Origin of the sequence: Gallibacterium melopsittaci (assembly GCF_042433085.1) — a bacterium.
Classification (GTDB): domain Bacteria; phylum Pseudomonadota; class Gammaproteobacteria; order Enterobacterales; family Pasteurellaceae; genus Gallibacterium; species Gallibacterium melopsittaci.
On the sequence record NZ_JBHLWA010000008.1, the window covers coordinates 1 to 22,039 of the forward strand.

General features: G+C 37.1%; 20 protein-coding genes, 1 other RNA gene and 1 riboswitch. Of the genes, 8 read left to right on the top strand and 13 right to left on the bottom strand.

The features are described from left to right. Positions 1-91: 91 nt before the first annotated feature. The 4 genes from ACFFHT_RS01750 to metJ all read right to left on the bottom strand — a co-directional run bounded on the left by ACFFHT_RS01750 (position 92) and on the right by metJ (position 2,908). Entirely contained in the window at positions 92-238 is a 147-nt protein-coding gene (locus ACFFHT_RS01750; RefSeq protein ID WP_382372886.1) for a FeoB-associated Cys-rich membrane protein, read from the bottom strand. Next, positions 235-2,106: a ferrous iron transporter B gene (gene feoB, locus ACFFHT_RS01755; RefSeq protein WP_382372888.1), complete on the bottom strand. Its 1,872-nt coding sequence runs from the start codon at positions 2,104-2,106 to the stop codon at positions 235-237. The genes ACFFHT_RS01750 and feoB overlap by 4 nt, the downstream gene beginning before the upstream one ends. Positions 2,107-2,115: 9 nt before the next feature. Further along, positions 2,116-2,376 carry a FeoA family protein gene (locus tag ACFFHT_RS01760; RefSeq protein ID WP_065233631.1) on the bottom strand — a complete coding sequence of 87 codons (261 nt, stop codon included), beginning with the start codon at positions 2,374-2,376 and terminating at the stop codon, positions 2,116-2,118. 214 nt (positions 2,377-2,590) lie between these two features. After that, positions 2,591-2,908: a met regulon transcriptional regulator MetJ gene (gene metJ, locus ACFFHT_RS01765; RefSeq protein ID WP_065233630.1), complete on the bottom strand. Its 318-nt coding sequence runs from the start codon at positions 2,906-2,908 to the stop codon at positions 2,591-2,593. Between the two features lie 183 nt (positions 2,909-3,091). On the opposite strand from metJ, the gene metL reads away from it, so the two are divergent. The 3 genes from metL (at position 3,092) to ACFFHT_RS01780 (ending at position 7,660) form a co-directional block, all read left to right on the top strand. Further along, positions 3,092-5,518, top strand: a complete 2,427-nt coding sequence (gene metL, locus ACFFHT_RS01770) for a bifunctional aspartate kinase/homoserine dehydrogenase II (RefSeq protein ID WP_382372891.1) — start codon at positions 3,092-3,094, stop codon at positions 5,516-5,518. 162 nt (positions 5,519-5,680) lie between these two features. Then, positions 5,681-5,779, top strand: a riboswitch (glycine riboswitch). 95 nt (positions 5,780-5,874) lie between these two features. Next, the gene (locus ACFFHT_RS01775; RefSeq protein ID WP_382372893.1) at positions 5,875-7,272 is read left to right on the top strand and encodes an alanine/glycine:cation symporter family protein; all 1,398 of its coding nucleotides are present in this window, start codon (positions 5,875-5,877) and stop codon (positions 7,270-7,272) included. A gap of 205 nt (positions 7,273-7,477) precedes the next feature. Beyond that, complete coding sequence (locus tag ACFFHT_RS01780) at positions 7,478-7,660, top strand: hypothetical protein (RefSeq protein WP_382372895.1); 183 nt, start codon at positions 7,478-7,480, stop codon at positions 7,658-7,660. 110 nt (positions 7,661-7,770) lie between these two features. Here ACFFHT_RS01780 and mnmE read toward each other — a convergent pair whose 3' ends face one another. The 5 genes from mnmE to rpmH all read right to left on the bottom strand — a co-directional run bounded on the left by mnmE (position 7,771) and on the right by rpmH (position 11,579). Continuing rightward, positions 7,771-9,135: a tRNA uridine-5-carboxymethylaminomethyl(34) synthesis GTPase MnmE gene (gene mnmE / locus ACFFHT_RS01785; RefSeq protein WP_382372897.1), complete on the bottom strand. Its 1,365-nt coding sequence runs from the start codon at positions 9,133-9,135 to the stop codon at positions 7,771-7,773. A 76-nt stretch (positions 9,136-9,211) separates the two neighbouring features. Next, positions 9,212-10,843 (bottom strand): membrane protein insertase YidC, encoded by a 1,632-nt coding sequence (gene yidC, locus ACFFHT_RS01790; protein WP_382372899.1) that lies wholly within the window; start codon positions 10,841-10,843, stop codon positions 9,212-9,214. After that, positions 10,843-11,106 carry a membrane protein insertion efficiency factor YidD gene (yidD, locus tag ACFFHT_RS01795; protein ID WP_382372901.1) on the bottom strand — a complete coding sequence of 88 codons (264 nt, stop codon included), beginning with the start codon at positions 11,104-11,106 and terminating at the stop codon, positions 10,843-10,845. Before yidD ends, yidC begins: the two co-directional genes overlap by 1 nt. Beyond that, positions 11,070-11,429: a ribonuclease P protein component gene (gene rnpA, locus ACFFHT_RS01800; protein WP_382372903.1), complete on the bottom strand. Its 360-nt coding sequence runs from the start codon at positions 11,427-11,429 to the stop codon at positions 11,070-11,072. The genes yidD and rnpA overlap by 37 nt, the downstream gene beginning before the upstream one ends. A 15-nt stretch (positions 11,430-11,444) precedes the next feature. After that, positions 11,445-11,579, bottom strand: coding sequence for a 50S ribosomal protein L34 (rpmH, locus tag ACFFHT_RS01805; protein ID WP_013745661.1), 135 nt, complete (start codon positions 11,577-11,579; stop codon positions 11,445-11,447). A gap of 347 nt (positions 11,580-11,926) precedes the next feature. Here rpmH and dnaA point away from each other — a divergent pair, with 347 nt between their 5' ends. Genes dnaA through recF form a run of 3 tightly spaced genes read left to right on the top strand, consistent with a single transcriptional unit; the run spans position 11,927 to position 15,471 of the window. After that, positions 11,927-13,288: a chromosomal replication initiator protein DnaA gene (gene dnaA, locus ACFFHT_RS01810; RefSeq protein WP_382372905.1), complete on the top strand. Its 1,362-nt coding sequence runs from the start codon at positions 11,927-11,929 to the stop codon at positions 13,286-13,288. A 9-nt stretch (positions 13,289-13,297) separates the two neighbouring features. Continuing rightward, entirely contained in the window at positions 13,298-14,398 is a 1,101-nt protein-coding gene (gene dnaN / locus ACFFHT_RS01815; protein ID WP_382372907.1) for a DNA polymerase III subunit beta, read from the top strand. Positions 14,399-14,400: 2 nt separating this feature from the next. Beyond that, the gene (gene recF / locus ACFFHT_RS01820) at positions 14,401-15,471 is read left to right on the top strand and encodes a DNA replication/repair protein RecF (protein ID WP_382372909.1); all 1,071 of its coding nucleotides are present in this window, start codon (positions 14,401-14,403) and stop codon (positions 15,469-15,471) included. 167 nt (positions 15,472-15,638) lie between these two features. On the opposite strand, the gene rluC is transcribed toward recF, so the two are convergent. Continuing rightward, positions 15,639-16,619 carry a 23S rRNA pseudouridine(955/2504/2580) synthase RluC gene (gene rluC / locus ACFFHT_RS01825; RefSeq protein ID WP_382372911.1) on the bottom strand — a complete coding sequence of 327 codons (981 nt, stop codon included), beginning with the start codon at positions 16,617-16,619 and terminating at the stop codon, positions 15,639-15,641. A 473-nt stretch (positions 16,620-17,092) separates the two neighbouring features. Between rluC and rne the strand changes: the two genes are divergently transcribed. Beyond that, complete coding sequence (gene rne, locus ACFFHT_RS01830; protein WP_382372913.1) at positions 17,093-20,089, top strand: ribonuclease E; 2,997 nt, start codon at positions 17,093-17,095, stop codon at positions 20,087-20,089. 68 nt (positions 20,090-20,157) lie between these two features. On the opposite strand, the gene ACFFHT_RS01835 is transcribed toward rne, so the two are convergent. From ACFFHT_RS01835 to ACFFHT_RS01845, 3 genes are all read right to left on the bottom strand, one after another. Further along, positions 20,158-20,775, bottom strand: a complete 618-nt coding sequence (locus tag ACFFHT_RS01835; RefSeq protein ID WP_382372915.1) for a 5-formyltetrahydrofolate cyclo-ligase — start codon at positions 20,773-20,775, stop codon at positions 20,158-20,160. A 17-nt stretch (positions 20,776-20,792) separates the two neighbouring features. Further along, a non-coding RNA gene (gene ssrS, locus ACFFHT_RS01840) (6S RNA) lies at positions 20,793-20,974 on the bottom strand. A gap of 69 nt (positions 20,975-21,043) precedes the next feature. After that, positions 21,044-21,346, bottom strand: a complete 303-nt coding sequence (locus ACFFHT_RS01845) for a cell division protein ZapA (RefSeq protein WP_382372917.1) — start codon at positions 21,344-21,346, stop codon at positions 21,044-21,046. Between the two features lie 140 nt (positions 21,347-21,486). Here ACFFHT_RS01845 and ACFFHT_RS01850 point away from each other — a divergent pair, with 140 nt between their 5' ends. Further along, complete coding sequence (locus ACFFHT_RS01850; RefSeq protein WP_382372919.1) at positions 21,487-22,035, top strand: UPF0149 family protein; 549 nt, start codon at positions 21,487-21,489, stop codon at positions 22,033-22,035. Positions 22,036-22,039 lie beyond the last annotated feature (4 nt).

The window sequence follows — 22,039 nt, forward strand, 5'->3', positions numbered from 1 at the left end:
ATGGACTGAGTCCTGTTCAATACAGAATTCAGTCCTTAAAATAATCGTCCAACTTTTCGGGGTCAGATCACAATGGTACTCTTTTCGTTTTTTAATGACAGGACTTTTGTTTTGTTTGTGTACCACAACGGCAACAATCACCGCATGTACTACCTTTAGCACGTTTTTGTTTAAAGTTATGTACTAAGTAAGTGATAGCCGCAATAAAGAGTACAAGAACAATAAGATATTGGATCATAAGCCGACTCCCAGTGCGATATGATAAACAACATAAGCAAAGAAATAAGCTAGTGCCGATAGATATAGGGTAATTAGCAAAGTTTGCTTGGTTGATTTTGTTTCACGTTTGATCACAGCTAAAGTTGCCATACACATTGGTGCATAGACATACCAAGCTAAGAATGATAAGGCGGTTGGTAAGCCCCAACTATTATGAATTAAAGGTATCAGGAATTGTTGGGTTGCTTCTTCAGATGCTGCACCAACAGCATAAACTGTACCTAATGCGGCTACTACTACTTCTCGTGCAGCAATTCCTGGAACCATTGCGATACACATTTCCCAAGTAAAGCCAATTGGGTGGAAAATTGGTTGAAGTAAATGTCCTAGCATTCCCGCAAAACTGTAATCAATAGCAGGTCCAGCTGCTTGTTCAGGAGCAGATGGAAAGCTGACCAAAACCCATAAGATAATACTTAACGCAAAAATAATCGTTCCAGCACGCTTAAGGAAAGCACTTACTCGTTCCCATAATGTTACTAGAATATGTTTAAAATTCGGTACACGATAAGTCGGTAATTCCATAAGAAGAGGGAATTGTTGTACTTTACCTTTATGTTTTGCAAAGAGTTTTAAGATAAAAGCAATAAAACCAGCAGAAATAACTCCAATAGCATATAGAGCAAATAACGTTAGTCCTTGTAAATTAAAAACACCCCATACTTCTTGGTTTGGAATAACTGCTGCAATAATCAATGCATAAACAGGCAAGCGTGCAGAGCAGGTTAATAATGGTGCAATGGCAATGGTTACTAAACGTTCACGAGGATCAGTTATGGTTCTGGCTGACATAATGGCTGGAACTGCACAGGCAAAACCCGATAACAAAGGAATGAAAGAACGACCAGATAGACCACTTTTTGCTAGGAAGCTATCTAATAAATAGGCACCACGAGGTAGATAACCAGAGTCTTCTAATATGAGTAATAGAGCAAATAAAATAGTAATTTGCGGTAAGAAGACTAATACGCTACTAACTCCTGCTACAATTCCGTCAACTAATAGATCTCTTACAACACCTTCTGGTAGAGTATTTACTAACCATTCAGATAACCAACCAAATCCCTCTTCGATAAGATCCATAAATGGCGCTGCCCACGCATAAACTGCTTGGAACATTAATAAGATAACAATAGTAAGCGTTAATAATCCCCATACTGGGTGCAAAAAGATGTGATCTAATGTTTGATGCCAGCGAGGTAATGAGTTGATATTTTGCACTGTTTCAGCAAGAAGGTGGTCAACTTGTTTGAATAACTGTTCACTATCTAAATTATTCGTAATTTGTTCAAGTTCAGCACTTATTTTGTGCGTTGGTTTAATTTCTGTAATGAGTTTCTCAACTGCATATTTAACATTTTCAATGCCTTTTTTACTCACAGCAATAGTATCTATTACAGGAATACCTAATAGTTGGCTCATTTTTTCAGTATTAATTTTTAAGCCACGAGCAACAGCAACATCATAGAGATTAATTGATATGATCATAGGTAAACCGAGAGATTTTAACTCAAGTGCCATACGTAATGTCATACGTAAATTAGTCGCATCGGCTACCGCAATAATGGCATCTGGAATATCGCCTAAATGACCAAGTAACACATTTCGTGAAACTTCTTCATCTGGGCTGGTAGTATGTAAGCTATATGTACCAGGCAGGTCAAGAATAGAAATATTCTGATGACCCAGTAAAGTACCTTCTCGTCTATCTACTGTTACACCAGGATAATTTGCAATTCGTGCATTAGAACCAGTTAGTGCATTAAATAAAACAGTTTTCCCACAATTTGGTGGGCCAATCAAAGCAATATTAAGATGATTTGTCATAACAACATATTATTTTAGGTAACAAAGAATTTTTTCTGCTTCAGCCTTGCGTAAAGAAAATTGTGAATGATTATCAAGGCGAACAACATAAGGACCTTTTCCGAGTAGTCCTTTGGCAATAATAGTAACGGGACGATGTGAAGAAAAACCTAAATCTGCTAAACGACGACTAACCGAACGATCTTGAGATCCAAATACAGGATTATCAATAATATCTTTAATGTAGGCTTGTTGGTGTTTAGCTAATTGATGAAGTGGATAAACAGACATAATAACGACTTCCTAACTTCTTATTAAATTCCGATAGCTTATTCTAAATCTAAATAAGAAATATTCCTAACATTGTTTATGGGAAAATGATTCTAACTAACAATCAACATATGTTGTTTGATGTATATCAAAGTATTTGTTGGGATAAAAAATGAATAAAAATAATGGTGCCATCTTAGAAACAGCACCACTATTTTTTAATAAAATTAGTAAATTAGTATTCCCATTTATCAGGATCGATGCCTTTTTCGCGCATTAATACTTTAGCATCTTCAGGGATTTCATCATGTCTGTCTTTTAATAGATCTTCATCAGTTGGTAATGGTTGGCCTGTAAACGCATGCAAGAAGGCTTCACAGAGTAACTCGCTATTAGTTGCGTGGCGGAGATTGCGAATTTGGCGACGAGTACGTTCATTAGTTAAGATTTCCAATACTTTAATTGGAATAGATACTGTAATTTTTTTTACTTGTTCACTTTTTTTACCGTGTTCTGCATAAGGACTAATATATTTGCCATCCCAATCAGCCATGATGAATCCCCTCTAAATTCCACACAATGTGTAGTATTTTAATCAAAATTACACATGATGACAATCTAGCCTTAAAGACATCTAGATTTCTTAATTGCTACTATTTTGTTGTGCAGTGTTATATCGGGATTGTGTTAGAATACGCAGCGTTTCTGTCTATTGCCATAAATAAGGAGGTCAAGGATGCAGACGGTTTCTCGTTATCAAGTTCATAAGTTTGGCGGAAGCAGTTTGGCCAATGTGGATTGTATCAGAGGAGTTGCCTCAATTATCCAAAATTACAGTAAAGAAAACGATATTATTGTGATCTCGGCAATAGGTAAAACAACTAATTTGCTGATTGAATGGGTTGAAGCGTCACATACTGATACGGTGAGTGCTAATCGAATTTTACAAAATCTGCGTCATCAATATCTCTCTTTAGTAAATGCCTTATTAAATCACCCAGAAGAGATCGCCCAATCCTTTGTTGATGATATTCTTTACTTATCCTCATTATTAGATAAACCGTTTAACGAGGCAATCTATGCTGAAGTTGTTGGTCACGGAGAAATTTGGTCAACTCGTTTAGTGACAGCATATCTTAATCAACAAGGGATCCCATCAGTATTTGTTGATGCACGTGATTTTATGGTGGCAGAGCGTACAGTATTACCTAAAGTGCGAGTGGCACCAAGTAAAAGACGTTTACAACCAATTCTGGAAGCCAATCCAGATAAACGTTTAATTATTACTGGGTTTATTAGCCGTAATTCAGATGGTGAAACAGTATTGCTTGGACGTAATGGTTCTGACTATTCGGCAACACAAATTGCTGGTTTAGCTGATATAGAGAATGTGACTATTTGGAGTGATGTGGCTGGTGTTTATTCGGCTGATCCACGATATGTTAAGAATGCGACTTTATTGCCACTAGTACGTCTAGATGAAGCTAATGAACTAGCCAGATTAGGGGCACCAGTATTACACAGTCGTACGTTAGAACCCGTTAAAGAGTTTAAATTAAAATTACAGTTACGCAGTAGCTTAAAACCAAATGAAGGAACAACGCGAGTTGAACATATCTATTCATCTTCGGCTCAAGCAAAAATCGTTACATTCCATAATCAAATTGGTTGGATTGAGTTAGTTATTCCCCAAAATCAAGTGTTACAAAGTTGGCTGCAACGTTTCCGTACCTGGTTGCAAGACAATCAATTAGAAGCGCTTGTTGAACAATTTATTGAAAGTAGCCGTACATTGCGTTTAGTTTATACTAATGAATATATTGACACGGCATTTATACAATTTAAGCAGTTGCCACTGATCACAGATTCTATCTCGATTCGCTATGATTTAGCTTTATTAGGAATTGTTGGTGCGGGAGTTTGCCAAAATTCGTTACAGATGCTGCGTTTCTCACAAATGTTGAAAACTCAGCCATTAGAATTTATGTGGCAATCAGAAGAGAATATCAGTGTAGTTGCTATTTTACGACAATCAGTAACAAGAGAGTTATTGCGTAATGTACATGACGATCTATTTAGAGCCCATAAAACAGTAGGTTTAGTGGTTTTAGGTAAAGGTGAAGTAGCGAAAACGTGGGTTAACTTATTTCGTCAAGAACAAGAAAAAATTGCGGCACGCAGCCATTTTGATTTCTCATTAATTGGGATTGTTTCCAGTCAGAAAGCGTGGCTTGACCATCAAGGTTTATTGCCGCAAATCAAAGAAAATAATTGGGATAATCAGTTTGAGCAGTTTGGAAGAGAGTTTGTATCAGAAGAATTATTGCAATGGATGAGTATGCATCCTTTTGATGAATTGGTTATTTTAGATTTTACGAATAGTGATCAAGTAGCCGCACACTATGCTGATTATGCAAAATATGGTTTCCATGTGATTAGTGCGAATAAACGTGCTGCTGCATTTGACCTTGATACTTACCATCAAATTGAAGCTGCCTTTTTGCAATCTGGAAGTTATTGGTTATATAACGCAACTGTAGGCGGTGGTTTGCCAATTAATACAACTGTGCATGATCTTGTTGAAAGCGGTGATACCATCTTATCAATTGAAGGTACTTTTTCGAGTACACTAGCTTGGTTATTTTATCAATATGATGGTACGGTGCCATTTTCAATGTTACTGGAACAAGCTTGGCAACAGGGAATGACGGAGCGTGATCCACGGGAAGATTTATGTGGTTTAGATGCGTTGCGTAAGTTATTAATCGTCGCAAGAACGGCGGGCTATGATTTAGATCGCACTGCAATTAAAGTTGAATCTTTAATTCCTGAATCAATGCTAAATTTACCTTTGACGGATTTTTTTGAACAGTTACATGAAATTGATCCATTAATCCAAGAACATTATCACGATGCTAAAGAGGAGCATGGTACGTTGCGTTATGTGGTACGTTTCTTGGCGAATGGACAATCAAAAATTGGTTTAGAAATTTGTGGGCAAGATGACCCAATTAGTCGAGTATTGCCAGGTGAAAATCTGTTCCTGATTAAAAGTCTATGGTATCGCGATAATCCGTTAGTGATTCACGGTCCAAGTGCAGGCGTAAAAATGACAGCTGGTGCGATTCAGGCTGATTTAAACCGTTTAGTAAAATTATTATAGAAAGATAGGCTATACGGCTTGAGCTAGTATAGAGAAGTTGTTAGAATTTCGCTTGGTTTCATTAGAACCGAGTTCGGATGAAGGTAGCTGGAGAGTAGAGAATTGACTCTACGCCGACGAGGTAAACTCTTTCAGGCGCTGTTTACAGCATGGACTGTTACTGGACGAACCCTTGGAGAGATCCGTTTTAAACGGACGCCGAAGGCGCAAAAAAATCAGTAGATTTTTGAAACGCTCAGGCAAAAGGACAGGGGCAGGAAAGAACAAATTTCATTTCACATTTATCGTATTATTACGATATTTCTTTTTATTCTTTTCTACTCCTTGTATTTAGCATTTTTATTTACGAGGAAGTCATGAGTTTTAATCAAATATTGGCTGCAATAGACAGCTTTGTTTGGGGGCCACCATTACTGATTTTATTAGGTGGAACTGGTATTTATTTCAGTTTTCGCTTAGGTTTTTTGCAAATTTGGGCATTGCCTCGAGCATTACGTTATATTTTCAAAAAAGGGAACACTGGTGCGGGAGATGTCTCTGCGTTTGCGGCGTTATGTACCGCGTTATCTGCAACTATCGGAACAGGGAATATTGTTGGGGTAGCTACTGCTATTCAAGCAGGTGGTCCAGGTGCGATTTTTTGGATGTGGATTGTGGCATTTTTTGGTATGTCAACCAAATATGCAGAATGCTTATTAGCGGTTAAATATCGTACTAAAGATAAGAATGGATTTATGTCTGGCGGTCCAATGTATTACATTGAGCGTGGATTAGGCGTTAAGTGGTTAGCCAATTTATTTGCTATTTTTGGTGTATTGGTCGCTTTCTTTGGTATTGGAACTTTCCCACAAATTAATGCAATTACGCATGCAATGAATGACACTTTTGGTGTATCGACAATCATCACAGCGATTGTAATGACTGTATTAGTTGCAATGATCATTCTTGGTGGCGTAAATCGTATTGCTGTTGTTTCTTCGTTAATTGTGCCATTTATGGCTGTGCTTTATGTGGGGACATCAGTTGTTATCTTAGTGCTAAATTGGCAAGTTATCCCAGATGCATTTGCATTAATTATTCATAGTGCTTTTAATCCAGAAGCTGCTTTAGGTGGTGCGATTGGTTTTACAGTGTTAAAAGCGATTCAGTCGGGAATGGCGAGAGGTATATTCTCTAATGAATCTGGATTAGGAAGTGCACCAATTGCGGCAGCAGCGGCTCAAACAGAAGAACCTGTGCGTCAAGGTTTAATCTCTATGACAGGTACATTCTTCGATACTATTATTATTTGTACGATGACAGGGTTAGTGATTGTGGTCACTGGCGTATGGCAGTCACCAATTGAAGGGGCAGCAGTCACGAATTTAGCTTTTGCGCAAGGATTAGGGCATAGTGTTGGGGCAACTATTGTTACGATTGGATTACTCTTTTTTGCCTTTACAACTATTCTCGGGTGGTGTTATTACGGCGAACGCTGTTTTGTATATTTAACTGGTATTAAAGGAATTAAGATTTTCCGTACCTGTTTTATTTTATTAATTGCTGGTGGTGCATTTATTAAATTAGATATTATTTGGAGTTTAGCTGATATAGTAAATGGCTTAATGGCAATTCCAAATTTAATTGCATTAATTGGTTTACGAAAAGTCATTGTTGCAGAAACGAAAGATTATTTTGCACGTTTACGAGTTTCAGCAAAAGATCGTGATGAAACTTTAGCAGAACAAGGCTTAAGTGAAAGTTATCAGAATTAAAGTGATATATTAAGATTGATTAATTAGGTGAACTATAAATTGTTTCTATGGAAACAATATTAAGTTCACCTTTTTATTAGTGGATAAGTAACGAGAATAATATTTCTTTTAATTCGATGTAGTTATGGTAAGGAATAATTATTTGCTGGTTTGTTTTTTTATTTTTAGAATCCTATGAAAAACAATCCAAGAAGAGTAGGTATATATGAAAAAATTATTAGTTATTACATTATTAGCAACAATATTGAGTGGTTGTGTATTACATGATTCTCGTTATAGAAGTATCAATAAATCAAAGGTGATTTTAATTAAGCCAGGTACGCCAGGAAAAAAAGTAATGAAAGTACATCACTCTCCAAAAATTAAATATCATAAGAAAGTACATTAAATTGTTATTATCCATAATAGCTTTATAAGCAATTTAAAATATATAACTTTATTATTCTATTTTTAATAATAATTAAATTAAAAAGTGTGGTATTAAATACCACACACTTTTTATTTTCCAATACAAAAAGAACTGAAAATATTACCGAGTAAATCATCTGAAGTGAATTCCCCAGTAATTTCACTTAATGCGTTTTGTGCCATTTTTAATTCTTCTGCTAATAATTCACCAGCATAGAATTGAGTGAGTTGGACGTGACCACATTGTAAGTGTTCAGCTGCTTGATTTAATGCCTCTAAATGACGGCGGCGTGCAAGGAAACCACCTTCAGTCACAGTCTGATATCCAATACTCTCTTTAAGATGCTCTTTGAGTAATTGAATCCCTTGTTGTGTTTTTGCCGATAAGGTAACAGTAGTATAACCATTTTCTAATGAAATACCCTTTGTTTCACCACTCAGATCTGCTTTATTGCGGATAATCGTTACTGGCATAGATTGCGGTAATTTTGACATAAAGTCAGGCCAGATTTTTTCAGGTAAAGTTTCTTTTGTGGTAGTACTATCAAGCATAAATAAGACACGATCAGCTTGTTCAATTTCTTGCCATGCACGTTCAATACCAATCCGTTCTACTTCATCAGTAGCTATGCGTAAACCTGCTGTATCAATAATATGCAACGGCATTCCATCTAAATGAATATGTTCGCGTAAGACATCACGAGTCGTTCCTGCAATATCAGTCACAATCGCTGCTTCTCTACCTGCAAGTGCATTTAATAAGCTAGATTTACCTGCATTTGGTCGCCCTGCAATAACGACTTTCATACCTTCACGCAGTAAAGATCCTTGCTTAGCTTGTGCTTGTACATTATCGACCTGTTGGATAATTTGGTTTAATAAATTTTCAATTTTACCATCGGCGAGAAAATCAATTTCTTCATCAGGAAAATCAATCGCCGCTTCAACGTAGGTTCGCAAGTAAATTAATTGATCAACTAATTGGTGAATCTGTTTTGAAAATTCCCCTTGTAATGATTTTAAGGCAGAACGTGCTGCCTGTTCTGAGCTAGCATCAATCAGATCAGCGATCGCTTCTGCTTGTGCTAAATCGATTTTATCATTTAAAAAAGCCTGTTCAGAAAATTCACCAGGTCGAGCTAAACGTACGCCATGAATTTGTAGTATACGTTTTAATAAAATATCGAGAATAACTTGCCCACCATGTCCTTGTAGCTCTAGAACATCTTCACCAGTAAAAGAATTCGGTGCTTTAAAGAAGAGGGCGATACCCTGATCAAGAATTGTTCCATCACTATCTTTAAAAGGTAAATAATCTGCCATTCTCGGTTTCGGGCATTTCCCTAAAACCTGCTGTGCGACTTCACTCGCCAGAGGTCCTGAAATACGTAAAATACCGATTCCTCCACGACCTGGAGGAGTTGCTTGTGCAACAATTGTTTCTGTTTGTACCATAGTTATTTTTACTAAATGAATTCAGTTTTGCATAAATTTAAGGCATCTTGTAGAAGATGCCTTATTTGTTTAAATCTTATTTTTTACGTGTATGTAAACCTTTCTTCTCCAAGCCTCGATAAATAAGTTGCTGCTGGATAATGGTAATGACGTTAGATACCACCCAGTAAAGCACTAGACCTGAAGGGAACCAAAGGAAGAAGAAAGTAAACATTACTGGCATAAATGTCATCACTTTTTGTTGCATAGGATCTGCAACAGGTGTTGGCGACATTTTTTGTAATAAGAACATAGATGCACCCATTAATAACGGTAGGATGTAATATGGATCTTGTGCAGACAAGTCTTGAATCCAACCAAAGAATGGCGCGTGTCGTAATTCTACTGCTTCTAAGAAAGTCCAATATAACGCGATAAAAATTGGCATTTGTAGAATTAATGGTAAGCAGCCACCAAGCGGATTTACTTTTTCTTCTTTATAAAGCTTCATCATCGCTTGACTCATTGCTTGACGGTCTTCACCAAAACGTTCACGTAATTCTTGAATTTTTGGTTGTAACATTCGCATTTTAGCCATTGAGGTATATTGTGCTTTTGTTAAAGGATAAAGAATTGCTTTAACTACAATAGTTACCCCAATAATTGCAAGACCCCAGTTTTGTACAAGGTTGTGAATGATTTGTAATAATTTAAAGAGTGGTTTAGCGATAAACCATGCCCAACCGTAATCTACGGTTAAATCAAGGTGCGGTGCAGCAGTTTCCATTTGGTTTTGTAATTTAGGACCAACCCAAAGCTGGCTTTTAATCGTATCTGTAGCACCGCTAGCAATCGTTGTCATTGGACCACGATAGCCGATATAAGCAAAATTACCTTGCGTTGAACTATAAAGTTGGTTTTCAGCATCTTGGTTAGGGATCCAAGCAGATGCAAAATAGTGTTGTAAAACAGCAGCCCAACCTTGTTTAGTTTTAATGTCTAAATTTGCTTTCTTCATATCATCAAACGAATATTTTTTATAGTTCGTATCCGCAGAAGAATAAGCACCACCTGTATAGGTTGGCATTGCGATGTTACCTGAGCTTTCTACTAATGTATGTTTTAGTTGTGCATAAGGTTGAACTTGAATTGGTGCAGCAGTGGTGTTGTTGATTTCAAAGTTAACTTTTACATCATAGCTATCACGTGTTAGCGTGAATACTTTACGATAAGTAATGCCGTCTTTAGTAAACGTAAATGGAACAGTAAGTTCGTTTTGTCCCTCTGCTAAAGTGAAATGATCACCATCTACTTGATAATCTGCACGACCAGAAACATTATCACTGCCATTTGGTCCAATTAAACCACTTTGTGCAATATAAACGTGTTCAGGTGTATTTTTTAACAATGAAAATGGGGTATTTGAGTGTAATTCTGCACCATATTTTAATAATTGTGCTTCAATAACATCACCACCAAGGGTATCAACTTTTAAACGTAATACATCACTTTCAATCGTGATAATACGTCCTTGTTGACGGTTATTGGTTATATCCTGAATAGCACTGTTACTACTTGCTGGAGTATCAGTTTGAGTAACTTGAGTTTGCGTTTGTGCTTGTTGGTTTTGTTGAGCTAATTGCGGATTGTTATCAATTTCCCATTGTTGATAGATAAGAAATGAAATAAACAATAACGCAATGACAAGTAAACTACGTCTTGAATCCATTATTTTTTTCTCTGTGGTTTATGATTATCAATAGGTGGCACAGGGTCATACCCTGATGAACCAAAAGGATGACATTTTAATATACGCTTCACAGTAAGCCAACCCCCTTTTATCACTCCGTGTAGTTGAATTGCTTCTATACCATATTGAGAACAAGTTGGCGTGAAGCGACAACGTGGACCAATTAATGGACTAATAAAGAGCTGATACAAGCGGATTAACCCAATTAAGATTTTTTTGAGAAACGTAGATGTCGTTGCCATAATTTATCCAACGCTTTAAATAACAACGCATTATCTAATTCGCCTATCCCTTTACGTGCAATAATAATAAAGTCATAACTTGGTAATTGGTGTTGTTGTAAACGGAAACTTTCACGACAAACACGTTTAATTCGATTACGTTGATTAGCACGCTTTACATATTTTTTGGCAACAGTTAAACCTAATCGAGGATGTTGGAGTGTATTGGGACGAGCAATAATAGAAATTTCAGGTAAAGAAGCCCTGAAAGGTTGTTGAAATACGAAGTTAAATTGAACGGGAGTTAGCAGACGTAACTCCCTTGAAAATCCTAGCTTAGACACTCGTGGATCAGCAGATTATGCACTTAAACGTGCACGACCTTTAGCACGGCGACGAGCTAAAACTTGGCGACCTTTTTTAGTTGCCATACGAGCACGGAAACCGTGAGTGCGGCTACGTTTTAATACAGAAGGTTGGAAAGTACGTTTCATTTTCTAATCTACCTAATAAATTGACGTTTTAATACAAATTAAAGGCATAACTCAAATGTACTTTGAGTAAAGCCATAGATATTAAAACAAAAAGTTACAATAAAAAGAGGACGCAATTCTAATCAGAAATTTGCTTTTCGTCAAATAGATAAACAGAAAAATTCACTTTTTATCACTTCGCATCGTAGAAAACAGAATGTTCGCAACCTTAGTGTTTGAAGATGATAAAAAACTCCTCGAGAAAAATTGATCTTTTGGGAAGATCTTAATCCGAGTTTATTGTATGATAACCATCGGTTTTAGATGGATCATTGAAAATTTTTGATAACAATTAGCATAACATACCTATGGAACAGCACAGATTATCTTCTCTTTGGCAAAGTTGCCTTTTACAGCTGCAAGATAAAATTAGCCAGCTTGACTTCAGCACTTGGATTCGTCCACTACAAGCAGATATTTCAGAAAATACAATGGTACTTTATGCGCCAAATCGATTTGTGCGTGATTGGGTGCAAGATAAATATTTAGCCCAAATTGAAGAAATTGTTCATTTTTTAACTGCGGATCCTCAATTTAGTGTGCGAGTTCGTGAAGGAACTCGCCCTGTTAAAGAAGCAGTTCCAATAATGGGAGTAGTACAAACTGGTGAGACTGTTCAACCTGTAAGCAATCAAACAGGTAAATTTAAAACGAATTTAAATCCTAAGTATGAATTTCATAATTTCGTACAAGGTAAATCTAACCAATTAGCCCGTGTTGTAGCACAAAAAGTAGCAGAAAAAATTGGCGATGAAGGTTATAACCCTCTCTTTTTATATGGTGGCACTGGATTAGGCAAAACTCACTTATTGCACGCGATTGGTAATGGAATCTTGAAAAATAAACCAGATGCTAAAGTGGTTTATATCCATTCTGAACGTTTTGTACAAGAATTGGTTAAAGCGTTAAAAACAGAAAGTATTGATAAATTTAAAAAATTCTATCGTTCATTAGATGCGTTATTAATTGATGATATTCAATTTTTTGCAGGTAAAGAAGGTTCACAAGAGGAATTTTTCCATACTTTCAATAGCTTATTTGAAGGTGGCAGACAGATCATTTTAACCTCGGATCGTTATCCAAAAGAGATTGATAAAATCGAAGAACGGCTAAAATCTCGTTTTAACTGGGGGTTAAGTGTAGCGATTGAACCGCCAGAGTTGGAAACACGGGTAGCTATTTTATTGAAGAAAGCAGAAGAGAGTAATATTGTCTTGCCTGAAGAAGTGGCATTTTTTATTGGACAAAAATTACGAACTAATGTGCGTGAATTAGAAGGTGCATTAAACCGAGTAAGTGCTAATGCTAATTTTACGGGGCAACCAATTACTATCGATTTTGTGCGTGAAACACTAAAAGATATGTTGGCAGTACATGATCGTTCAGTGACGCTAGATAATATTCAAAAAGTGGTGGCGGAACGCTATCGGATTAAAGTGGCTGATTTAAAGTCGAAAAGCAAGGCACGCTCGGTTGTACGTCCTCGTCAAATGGCGATGGCATTAGCGAAAGAATTAACTAATCATAGTTTGCCAGAAATCGGGCGAGCATTTGGCGATCGTGATCATACAACAGTATTACATGCATGTCGTAAGATCGCCGAATTACGTGATTCAGACAATAATACCAGTGAAGATTATGCAAATCTGATCAGAACATTATCAACTTAAGGTGGACATATGCAATTTATCGTAGCAAGAGAAAATTTATTAAAACCTTTACAGCAAGTATGCGGTGTTTTAAGTAGTCGTCCATCTTTGCCTGTATTAAATAATATTTTGGTGAAAATTGCAGGCGATCGTTTGACGTTAACTGGATCAGATCTTGAAGTAGAACTTTCTACTTTTGTGCAATTAACTTCCTCTAGTGAGGATGGCGTATTTACGATCCCAGCACGCAAATTCTTAGATATTTGCCGTTCATTAAATGATGATGCTGAAATTACCGTAAATTATGAAAATGATCGTGTATTAGTTACCGCTGAACGTAGTAAATTTAATTTAGCGACTTTGCCAGCAGATAGTTATCCAAATCTGACACAGCTAGATATTGATGTCGAATTTAGTTTGGAACAATCCGTGTTACGCCGAGTAATGGAAGCAACGCAATTTTCTATGGCGAATCAAGATGCCCGTTATTTCTTAAATGGGATGAAATTTGAAACTGAAAGTAATGTGTTAAGAACGGTGGCAACAGATGGACACCGTTTAGCGGTTTGTGGAATTCAATTAGCACAAAATGTGCCAGATTACGCGATTATCGTGCCACGCAAAGGGGTAATTGAATTAATGCGGTTATTGGATAGTAACAGTGAAAACGCACATATCCGTATGGGGCAAAATAATATCCAAGTGCATCTCAATAATGTGATTTTTACCTCTAAGCTCATTGATGGTCGTTTCCCTGATTATCGCCGAGTATTACCACGCAATGCAGATCGTATTTTAGAAGTGGATTGGAACTCATTAAAGCAGGCTTGTGTTCGAGCAGCAATTTTATCTAATGAACGTTTCCGTGGTGTACGTTTAATTATTGAAGCAAATCAATTAAAAATCTTAGCGCAAAATCCAGATCAGGAAGAAGCAGAAGAAGTGATCGATGTTAGTTATACAGGTGAACCAATGGAAGTGGGTTTCAATGTAAGCTATATCCTTGATGTACTCAATGCGTTGAAATGTAAATCTGTGCGTATTCGTTTAACGGATGCAACTTCCAGTTGTTTAATGGAAGATTGTGAAGAAAGCAATGCAGAATATGTGATTATGCCAATGCGTCTGTAGTTATGGCTTTATCTCAACTCAATATTCAACATTTTAGAAATCTTAAAGCCGTGAGTTTAGCCTTAAACTCAGGCTTTAATTTTTTGATTGGACATAATGGCAGTGGGAAAACGAGTCTTTTAGAAGCGATCTATTTTTTAGGGCATGGACGTTCCTTTAAAAGTTCTGTGATCAGTCGAGTGATTCAGTATGAACAAACTGCGTTTACGCTATATGCAAAGATAGAAGATCAACAAGCAAGCTGGTCAGTTGGATTACAGAAAACTCGCCAAGGTGAAAGTACGATTCGGATTAATGGTGAAGATGGTAATAAAATTTCTGATTTAGCCCATCTCTTGCCAATGCAATTAATTACCCCTGAAGGACTTACTTTAATTAATGGTGGACCAAGTTATCGCCGAGCATTTCTGGATTGGGGACTATTTCATCTTGAACCAAACTTTCATCAGTTATGGTCAATGATGAATCGCTTGTTGAAACAACGTAATGCGGCATTACAGCAAGTCAATGAATATGCCCAAATTAAGATTTGGGATCAGCAGTTGCAGCAGATCGCACATCAAATTAGTACTTGGCGTGAGCAGTATGCCGAAACATTAAAGGCAGAAATTGAGGCGACTTGTCGGCTATTTTTGCCTGAAGTCGAAATTGATACCCAGTTTTATCAAGGCTGGACGAAAGATCAAGATTATGCAGAGGTTTTGGCAGCAAATTTTCAACGTGATCAAGCAGTTGGTTACACGATGTCAGGACCACAACGAGCGGATTTTAAATTTAAAGCCAATGGTTTGCCAGCAGAAGATATTCTTTCTCGTGGGCAGTTGAAATTATTAATGTGTGCCTTGCGCTTAGCACAAGGTGAACATTTAATGCGTGAGCAACAACGGCGTTGTATTTTTTTAATTGATGATTTTGCTTCAGAATTGGATCCGAATAAACGAGCATTATTGGCACAGCGTCTTAAAGAAAGCCAATCGCAAGTGATTATTACCGCCATTACCCCTGAACAACTCCAACAACCTCATTGGCAAGAAGGAGCTACTTTTTATTTGCAGAATGGGGAAATTGTGTAGCCGAATTTTTAAATCCAACTTTAGGTCGAAACCTAAAGCTAAAATTTAGTGAAAAATAAACTAACATTTAATTAAGCTGACGTTGTCAACAAACTAATGTTGGATAGTTGGATAAGCGCTAACCTACACCTATTCTTAAAATTATCCTTATTAGCAGTCAGCTTTAACTAGGAATATTGAGTTAAGTTTCTTAATTGTACTAACAACTGCTTACACGCTTTATCCAATGGTGCTTGAACAACCATTTCCTCTCCGCTTTTAGGGTGAGTAAAACGAATGGAGTAAGCGTGTAAAAAAAGTCGCTGTAAGCCAAATGGTGCAAGTTGTTGATCAAATTCCTTGTTACCGTATTTGCTATCAAACGCAATTGGATGTCCAGCATATTGTGTATGTACCCGAATTTGATGTGTTCGACCTGTAACAGGAGAGGCTTTCACTAACGTTGCAAAACTAAAACGTTCTTCTACCCTAAAACGGGTTTCAGATGGCTTGCCTTGATCGCTGACTTTAACAATACGTTCGCCACTAGATAATTCATTCTTTAATAGCGGTGCTTTGATCACTTTGCAGTGTGATTGCCATTCACCTCTAACTAATGCCAAATAATCTTTTTGGATTGTTTTTTCACGTAACTGCTCATGCAAATTGCGTAAGGCAGAACGTTTTTTCGCAACCAATAAAATCCCTGAAGTATCACGGTCTAAACGGTGTACCAGTTCGAGAAATTTTGCTTGTGGACGTAAAGCGCGTAATGCTTCGATTACCCCAAAACTTAAACCGCTGCCACCATGTACCGCAATACCAGAAGGCTTATTGATTATTAGGAGTTGATCATCTTCAAATAAGATTTGTTGTTCTAGTTCACTCACTTTATTAAGTTTGGTGGAAACGGGAACAGTGTCGGTTTTTTCACTCACTCTTACTGGTGGGATTCGCACTATATCACCCGCTTGTAATTTATATTCAGGTTTGACTCGACCTTTATTTACCCGTACTTCACCTTTACGAATAATGCGATAGATTAAACTTTTGGGTACACCTTTTAATTTGGCTAATAAATAATTATCGATGCGTTGTTGATCCTCATCGCTTTCAATCGTCACAAAACGGACATTCGCATTAATTACATTATTTTCAGAATGACTCATAATTTCTCTAACCTTAAAAAATTCGGCGTATCATACCATTAAGCATCAGGAGTTGCGAAAAATTACGCAATTTTTTTCACAGTAAGTGATAGGAAATTAAGGATCTTTAGCTTTGCAAAAGGCCGATAAAATGGAATAATAAGGAGCATTTTTTTGTGGGCAATTAACACATTTGCTGTTTTGTCTTTATCAATCACAAAATAGTGCTTTTTAACTTGATTTTTGGTGCAGCAGTAGGGCGTAAGACACCAATTTTAGAGATGTTAATACAGGACACGAATTAAGCAAATTCAATATAATCAGTTCAAAGTAACCATTTAGTACAAACAATGGAACAGTCATGTTTGTATGTTAAATTGCGTTACGTTTTAGCACAATGAGAATCGGGAGATTGGCATACTGCAACAACAGAATTAAAGTGTTTGTATTATCATCGTTTTTATAAAAGTTATAACAAGAATAGAGAAATAACGATGAAAAGAATGTTAATTAACGCCACGCAAAAGGAAGAGTTGCGTGTCGCTCTAGTTGATGGTCAACGTCTATTTGACCTCGATATTGAATCTCCAGGGCATGAACAAAAGAAAGCCAACATCTATAAAGGAAAAATCACCCGAGTAGAACCAAGTTTAGAAGCTGCATTTGTTGATTATGGTGCAGAACGACATGGTTTCCTTCCTTTAAAAGAAATTGCTAGAGAATATTTCCCAGAAGGCTATGTTTATCAAGGCAGACCAAATATCCGTGATATTTTGCACGAAGGACAAGAAGTCATTGTGCAAGTTAGCAAAGAAGAACGGGGTAATAAAGGTGCTGCGTTAACAACTTTTGTCTCTTTGGCTGGTAGTTATTTAGTGATTATGCCAAACAATCCTCGTGCTGGCGGTATTTCACGCCGTATTGAAGGGGATGAACGTTTAGAGTTAAAAGAAGCACTTGGTTCATTAGAAGTACCAGATGGTGTTGGTTTAATTGTGCGTACTGCTGGTGTGGGAAGATCACCTGAAGAGTTGCAATGGGATCTACATGTTCTATTACATCACTGGGAAGCGATTAAGCAAGCGTCAGAATCACGTCCAGCACCATTCTTAATTCACCAAGAAAGTGATGTTATTGTGCGTGCAATTCGTGATTATTTGCGTCGTGATATTGGTGAAATCTTAATCGATAGCCGTAAGGTATATGACAAAGTAAAAGAGCATATCAAATTGGTGCGTCCAGACTTTATTAATCGAGTCAAACTTTATCAAGGTGAAGTGCCATTATTCAGTCATTTCCAAATTGAATCACAAATTGAATCGGCTTTCCAACGTGAAGTGCAATTACCATCAGGTGGTTCTATCGTTATTGACGTAACAGAAGCGTTGACCGCGATTGATATCAACTCAGCACGTTCAACACGTGGCGGTGATATTGAAGAAACTGCATTAAACACTAACTTAGAAGCAGCGGATGAAATTGCTCGTCAATTACGGTTACGTGACCTTGGTGGTTTAATTGTGATTGATTTTATCGATATGACACCAGCGCGTCATCAACGTGAAGTTGAAAATCGAATTCGTGATGCGGTACGTCAAGATCGTGCTAGAATTCAAATTAGCCGTATTTCACGTTTCGGCTTATTAGAGATGTCACGTCAACGTCTAAGCCCATCATTAAATGAGTCAACTCATCATATTTGTCCACGTTGTCAAGGAACGGGGAAAGTTCGTGATAATGAGTCATTATCGCTTTCAATTTTACGTTTGTTAGAAGAAGAAGCACTGAAAGAAAATACTAAACAAGTACATACTATTGTGCCTGTAAAAATTGCAACGTACTTGTTGAATGAAAAACGCCGTGCGATCACCGAGATTGAGAAGCGTCATAATGTACAAATTATCGTTGTGCCACATGAACAAATGGAAACACCGCATTTTTCAGTATTCCGTTTACGTGATGGTGAGGATAATCATACATTAAGCTATAACTTGACGAAATTACATGATATTCAAGAGGAATCTGATGGTGAAGAATCCTTAATAAGTCGTGTAACGGAAGTGACAGCAAATGCAGCTCCAGCACAGCCAGAGGTTGCTGCAGTAGAAATTACTATTCCAGCACCTGCACCAGTGGTAAAACGTAAAGAAGAAGAGAAAGTTTCACTATTCAGACGTTTATGGCAAAAGATTAAAGGTCTATTTGCTGATCAAGAAACTGAAGAGAAAGGTAAACAATCTAATTCTCGTAATAATAAACGCCCACGCCGTGATAACCGTGATAATCGTCAACGTGATCGTCGTAATAACGAAGATACTCGTCGTAAAGAGGCAAATCTTACAACAGAGAAAGATGAAACTACAAAACGCACTAAACGTACTGCTCGTAAACCAGTAAATGAAGAGTTGAATGAGGCGAATGTTTCGACTGCGGTAACTCGTAATAAACCAGAAGACGAAAATAGTAAAGAGCAACAGGTTGCTTCTCGTCGTCAACGCCGTGATTTACGTAAGAAAGTACGTTTAAATAATGAGGTATCAACCGAACAAGAAAATAGTGTGAGTGATAATGCCGTAGTAGAAACAGCGGTGGCTGTATCTGAAGTGGTTCCAGTAGTTGAAACAACAAAAGAAGTATTGTCAACAGAAGTAAAAGTTGATAATTCAGTTGTAGAAACTACTGAAGTGGCATTAAGTAATGCTCCGCTTGAAACCGATGTTCAAGGGGCAGCAGAAACAGAAGAAAATGTAGGACAAGAGAAAACGCATAAAGAGAACAATCGTTCACGTCGTTTACCTCGTCATTTACGTATGAACAATCGCAGACGTCGTCATGTGGCAGAAGTGGTATCACCAATGCCATTATTTATGGCGGTAGCATCCCCTGAATTGGCGAGTGGTAAGATTTGCCTGCCATTTGTGACTCGTGTTGAGAAAGAGAAAAACAGTGCATTTGTTTCTGTTGATGAGATGTTAGAACAACAAAAACAAAATACTAATGAAACCTTGATTCCTGTTACTTCTGCGGTGGCAAGCCAAGAACCAAATCCGCGTCCATTAGAGCCTGTATTAACTATGGCTGCAAATGGAAAAGAGGCAAAATCTAAACCAAATAGTAGTTTAAATCAGGCATTATTAGCACAAGCTGCTGAGCAACCAGCAACAATAGAAACGCCTGTATCAGAAGTAGATACAGTAGTTGTTGAACAAGTTGTATTGGATGAAGTAGTAACTGAACCAGAAGTCACTGAAACAGTAGTGGTTCCGTATCAATCGACTTATCAATTTAATGGTCGTTTAGGTACAATTTCTGCAGTGCAACATATTAAAGCAGAAATGACTTTAGCTGCAGCAGATGAGTTAATGCCAATGGCGTTAAATATTGTAGAGTGGAAAGGCTCTCGTTATAGTTTCAGAGGCAAAGGTGCAGCGGGTTATCATACTGCGATTGATCGTGCTTCTATTGAGCCGACACAGGCAGCAGCCCAATAGAGACGCTAAGCAAATATTAAAAATGTCGGATACAAAATATCCGACATTTTTTTCTGAATACCTTCCACCTAAACTGCAAAAATATCAAATAATGGAATGTCCCATGCTTCACAAGGGATCTCACTTACCTGTTGACATTGGTGGGCTAAGCCAATTGGTAGAAAGTTTTTCTGTTGCCAATTTTCTAAGGTACGATCGTAAAAACCACCTCCCATACCTAAACGGTTTTTTTGCTGATCAAAAGCAACGAGAGGTGTGAAAATAATATCTAACTGATTAGCAGGTAAAACTTGAGTGACATCTAATTTTGGTTCACTAATTGAGAATTTATTTTTTCGTAATGGTGTGTCAGGCGTATAAGCAAGAAATAAGAGATTGCCATCGCTAAAAGGATGTAATACAGGCAAATAGAGATGATAGCCTTGTTGCCAGAGTGTTTGAATTAACGCTTTTGTCGAAAGTTCACCATCGAAAGAAAGGTAAATGGCAATATTTTTTACGGGACGTGTGTGTAAGAATTCTAGTACGGGGGCAATAATTTTTTGTTCTGCATCTAATTGTTGTTGAATGGATAAAGCAGATCGTTGTTTACGGATAAATTGCCGTAATTGTTGTCTTTGGTTAGTTTTATTAAATGCAGAATTCTCTGGAAATATAATTTGAGAGTAAGATGAAATAATAGACATAGGCTTGGCTACTTTATTTAGAACCCGAGGTGCCGATACGGGTGGTCGGTCCTTGAACCCTACGGTTCAAGGGAGTCAGTCTTACAGTCATTAGGCTTCTTGATAAATCAAGCATGCTCACCGATTGTAGGTAACCAACTCGAAAATATATCAGTATCGGCTCAGGGACGTAACCCATTGTCGCACACCTCAGGATGGTTTTAATAGTACATTAATTTTATCAATTTGCCTAGTCAGAGAATTTAATTTCCTTAATTTAAATCATCTTTTATTTGTGTGTTGGCATATTTGATAAAATAGTGCTTAAAGAGTGTTCTATTTGTTCAATTTTATTATTAATAAGATTTTCTCGTTCTGAATTTTGTTGTTGTTGAGTGATTAATTCATGACATAAATTTAATCCAACAATCGTTAACACTTTATCTAATTGAATAATACCCGTACGATTTTTTAGTTCTGATACTTTCTTTTCCAAAATATCAGCCGCTTCTCTTAGTGCCTGATGTTGATCTTCAGGGCAGCTTAAACGTAGGTTTTGACCAAAAATATACAAATCAATATTTTTAGACATACAAGAACCTCTTTAGACAGAAATCATAATTCATAAATGGCAGATATTATGCCATAGCAAATAAGTTTCGTCATAGATTATTGGTGGATATTCTGGTTGGTGTTAGAATGGCTAACGTTTGTCATTAAATGGGAAAAAATATGGTCATTACAGCAGCACAGCTTACAAAAGAATTAAAACAAGTCGATATTGCATTAAATGGAGTTGAACTACACGGGCTACTAACTGGATTTATTTGTGGTGGGATCCGTGATGAAAGTTGGAAACCTTTGTTATATAAGTTTACTAATGATGATCACGCTTATCCGGTACAACTTATTAGTAAAATTGCAGAGTTATATAAAACATTAAATCAAAGTCTATCTGATCTTAGTGAATTTACCTTTGATCTCGATTTAGGCAATCTAGACGATACTTACCAAAATATTGCTGCATTAAGTGAGTGGTGTAACCATTTTTTACTGGGCTTAGGGCTAGCCCAACCGAATTTACAACAGGAGCAGCAACAAGATATTGCCGAAGCGTTAGCGGATTTACGTGAAATTTGCCAACTTGGTTATGAAGAAGATGATGATGAAGAGAGTCTTGCACATGCTTTAGAAGAGGTCATTGAATATTTACGCACCATTGCAATGCTATTTTATTCTCACTTTAATCAATCAACTACAACACATAAAACAATTCACTAAGAGG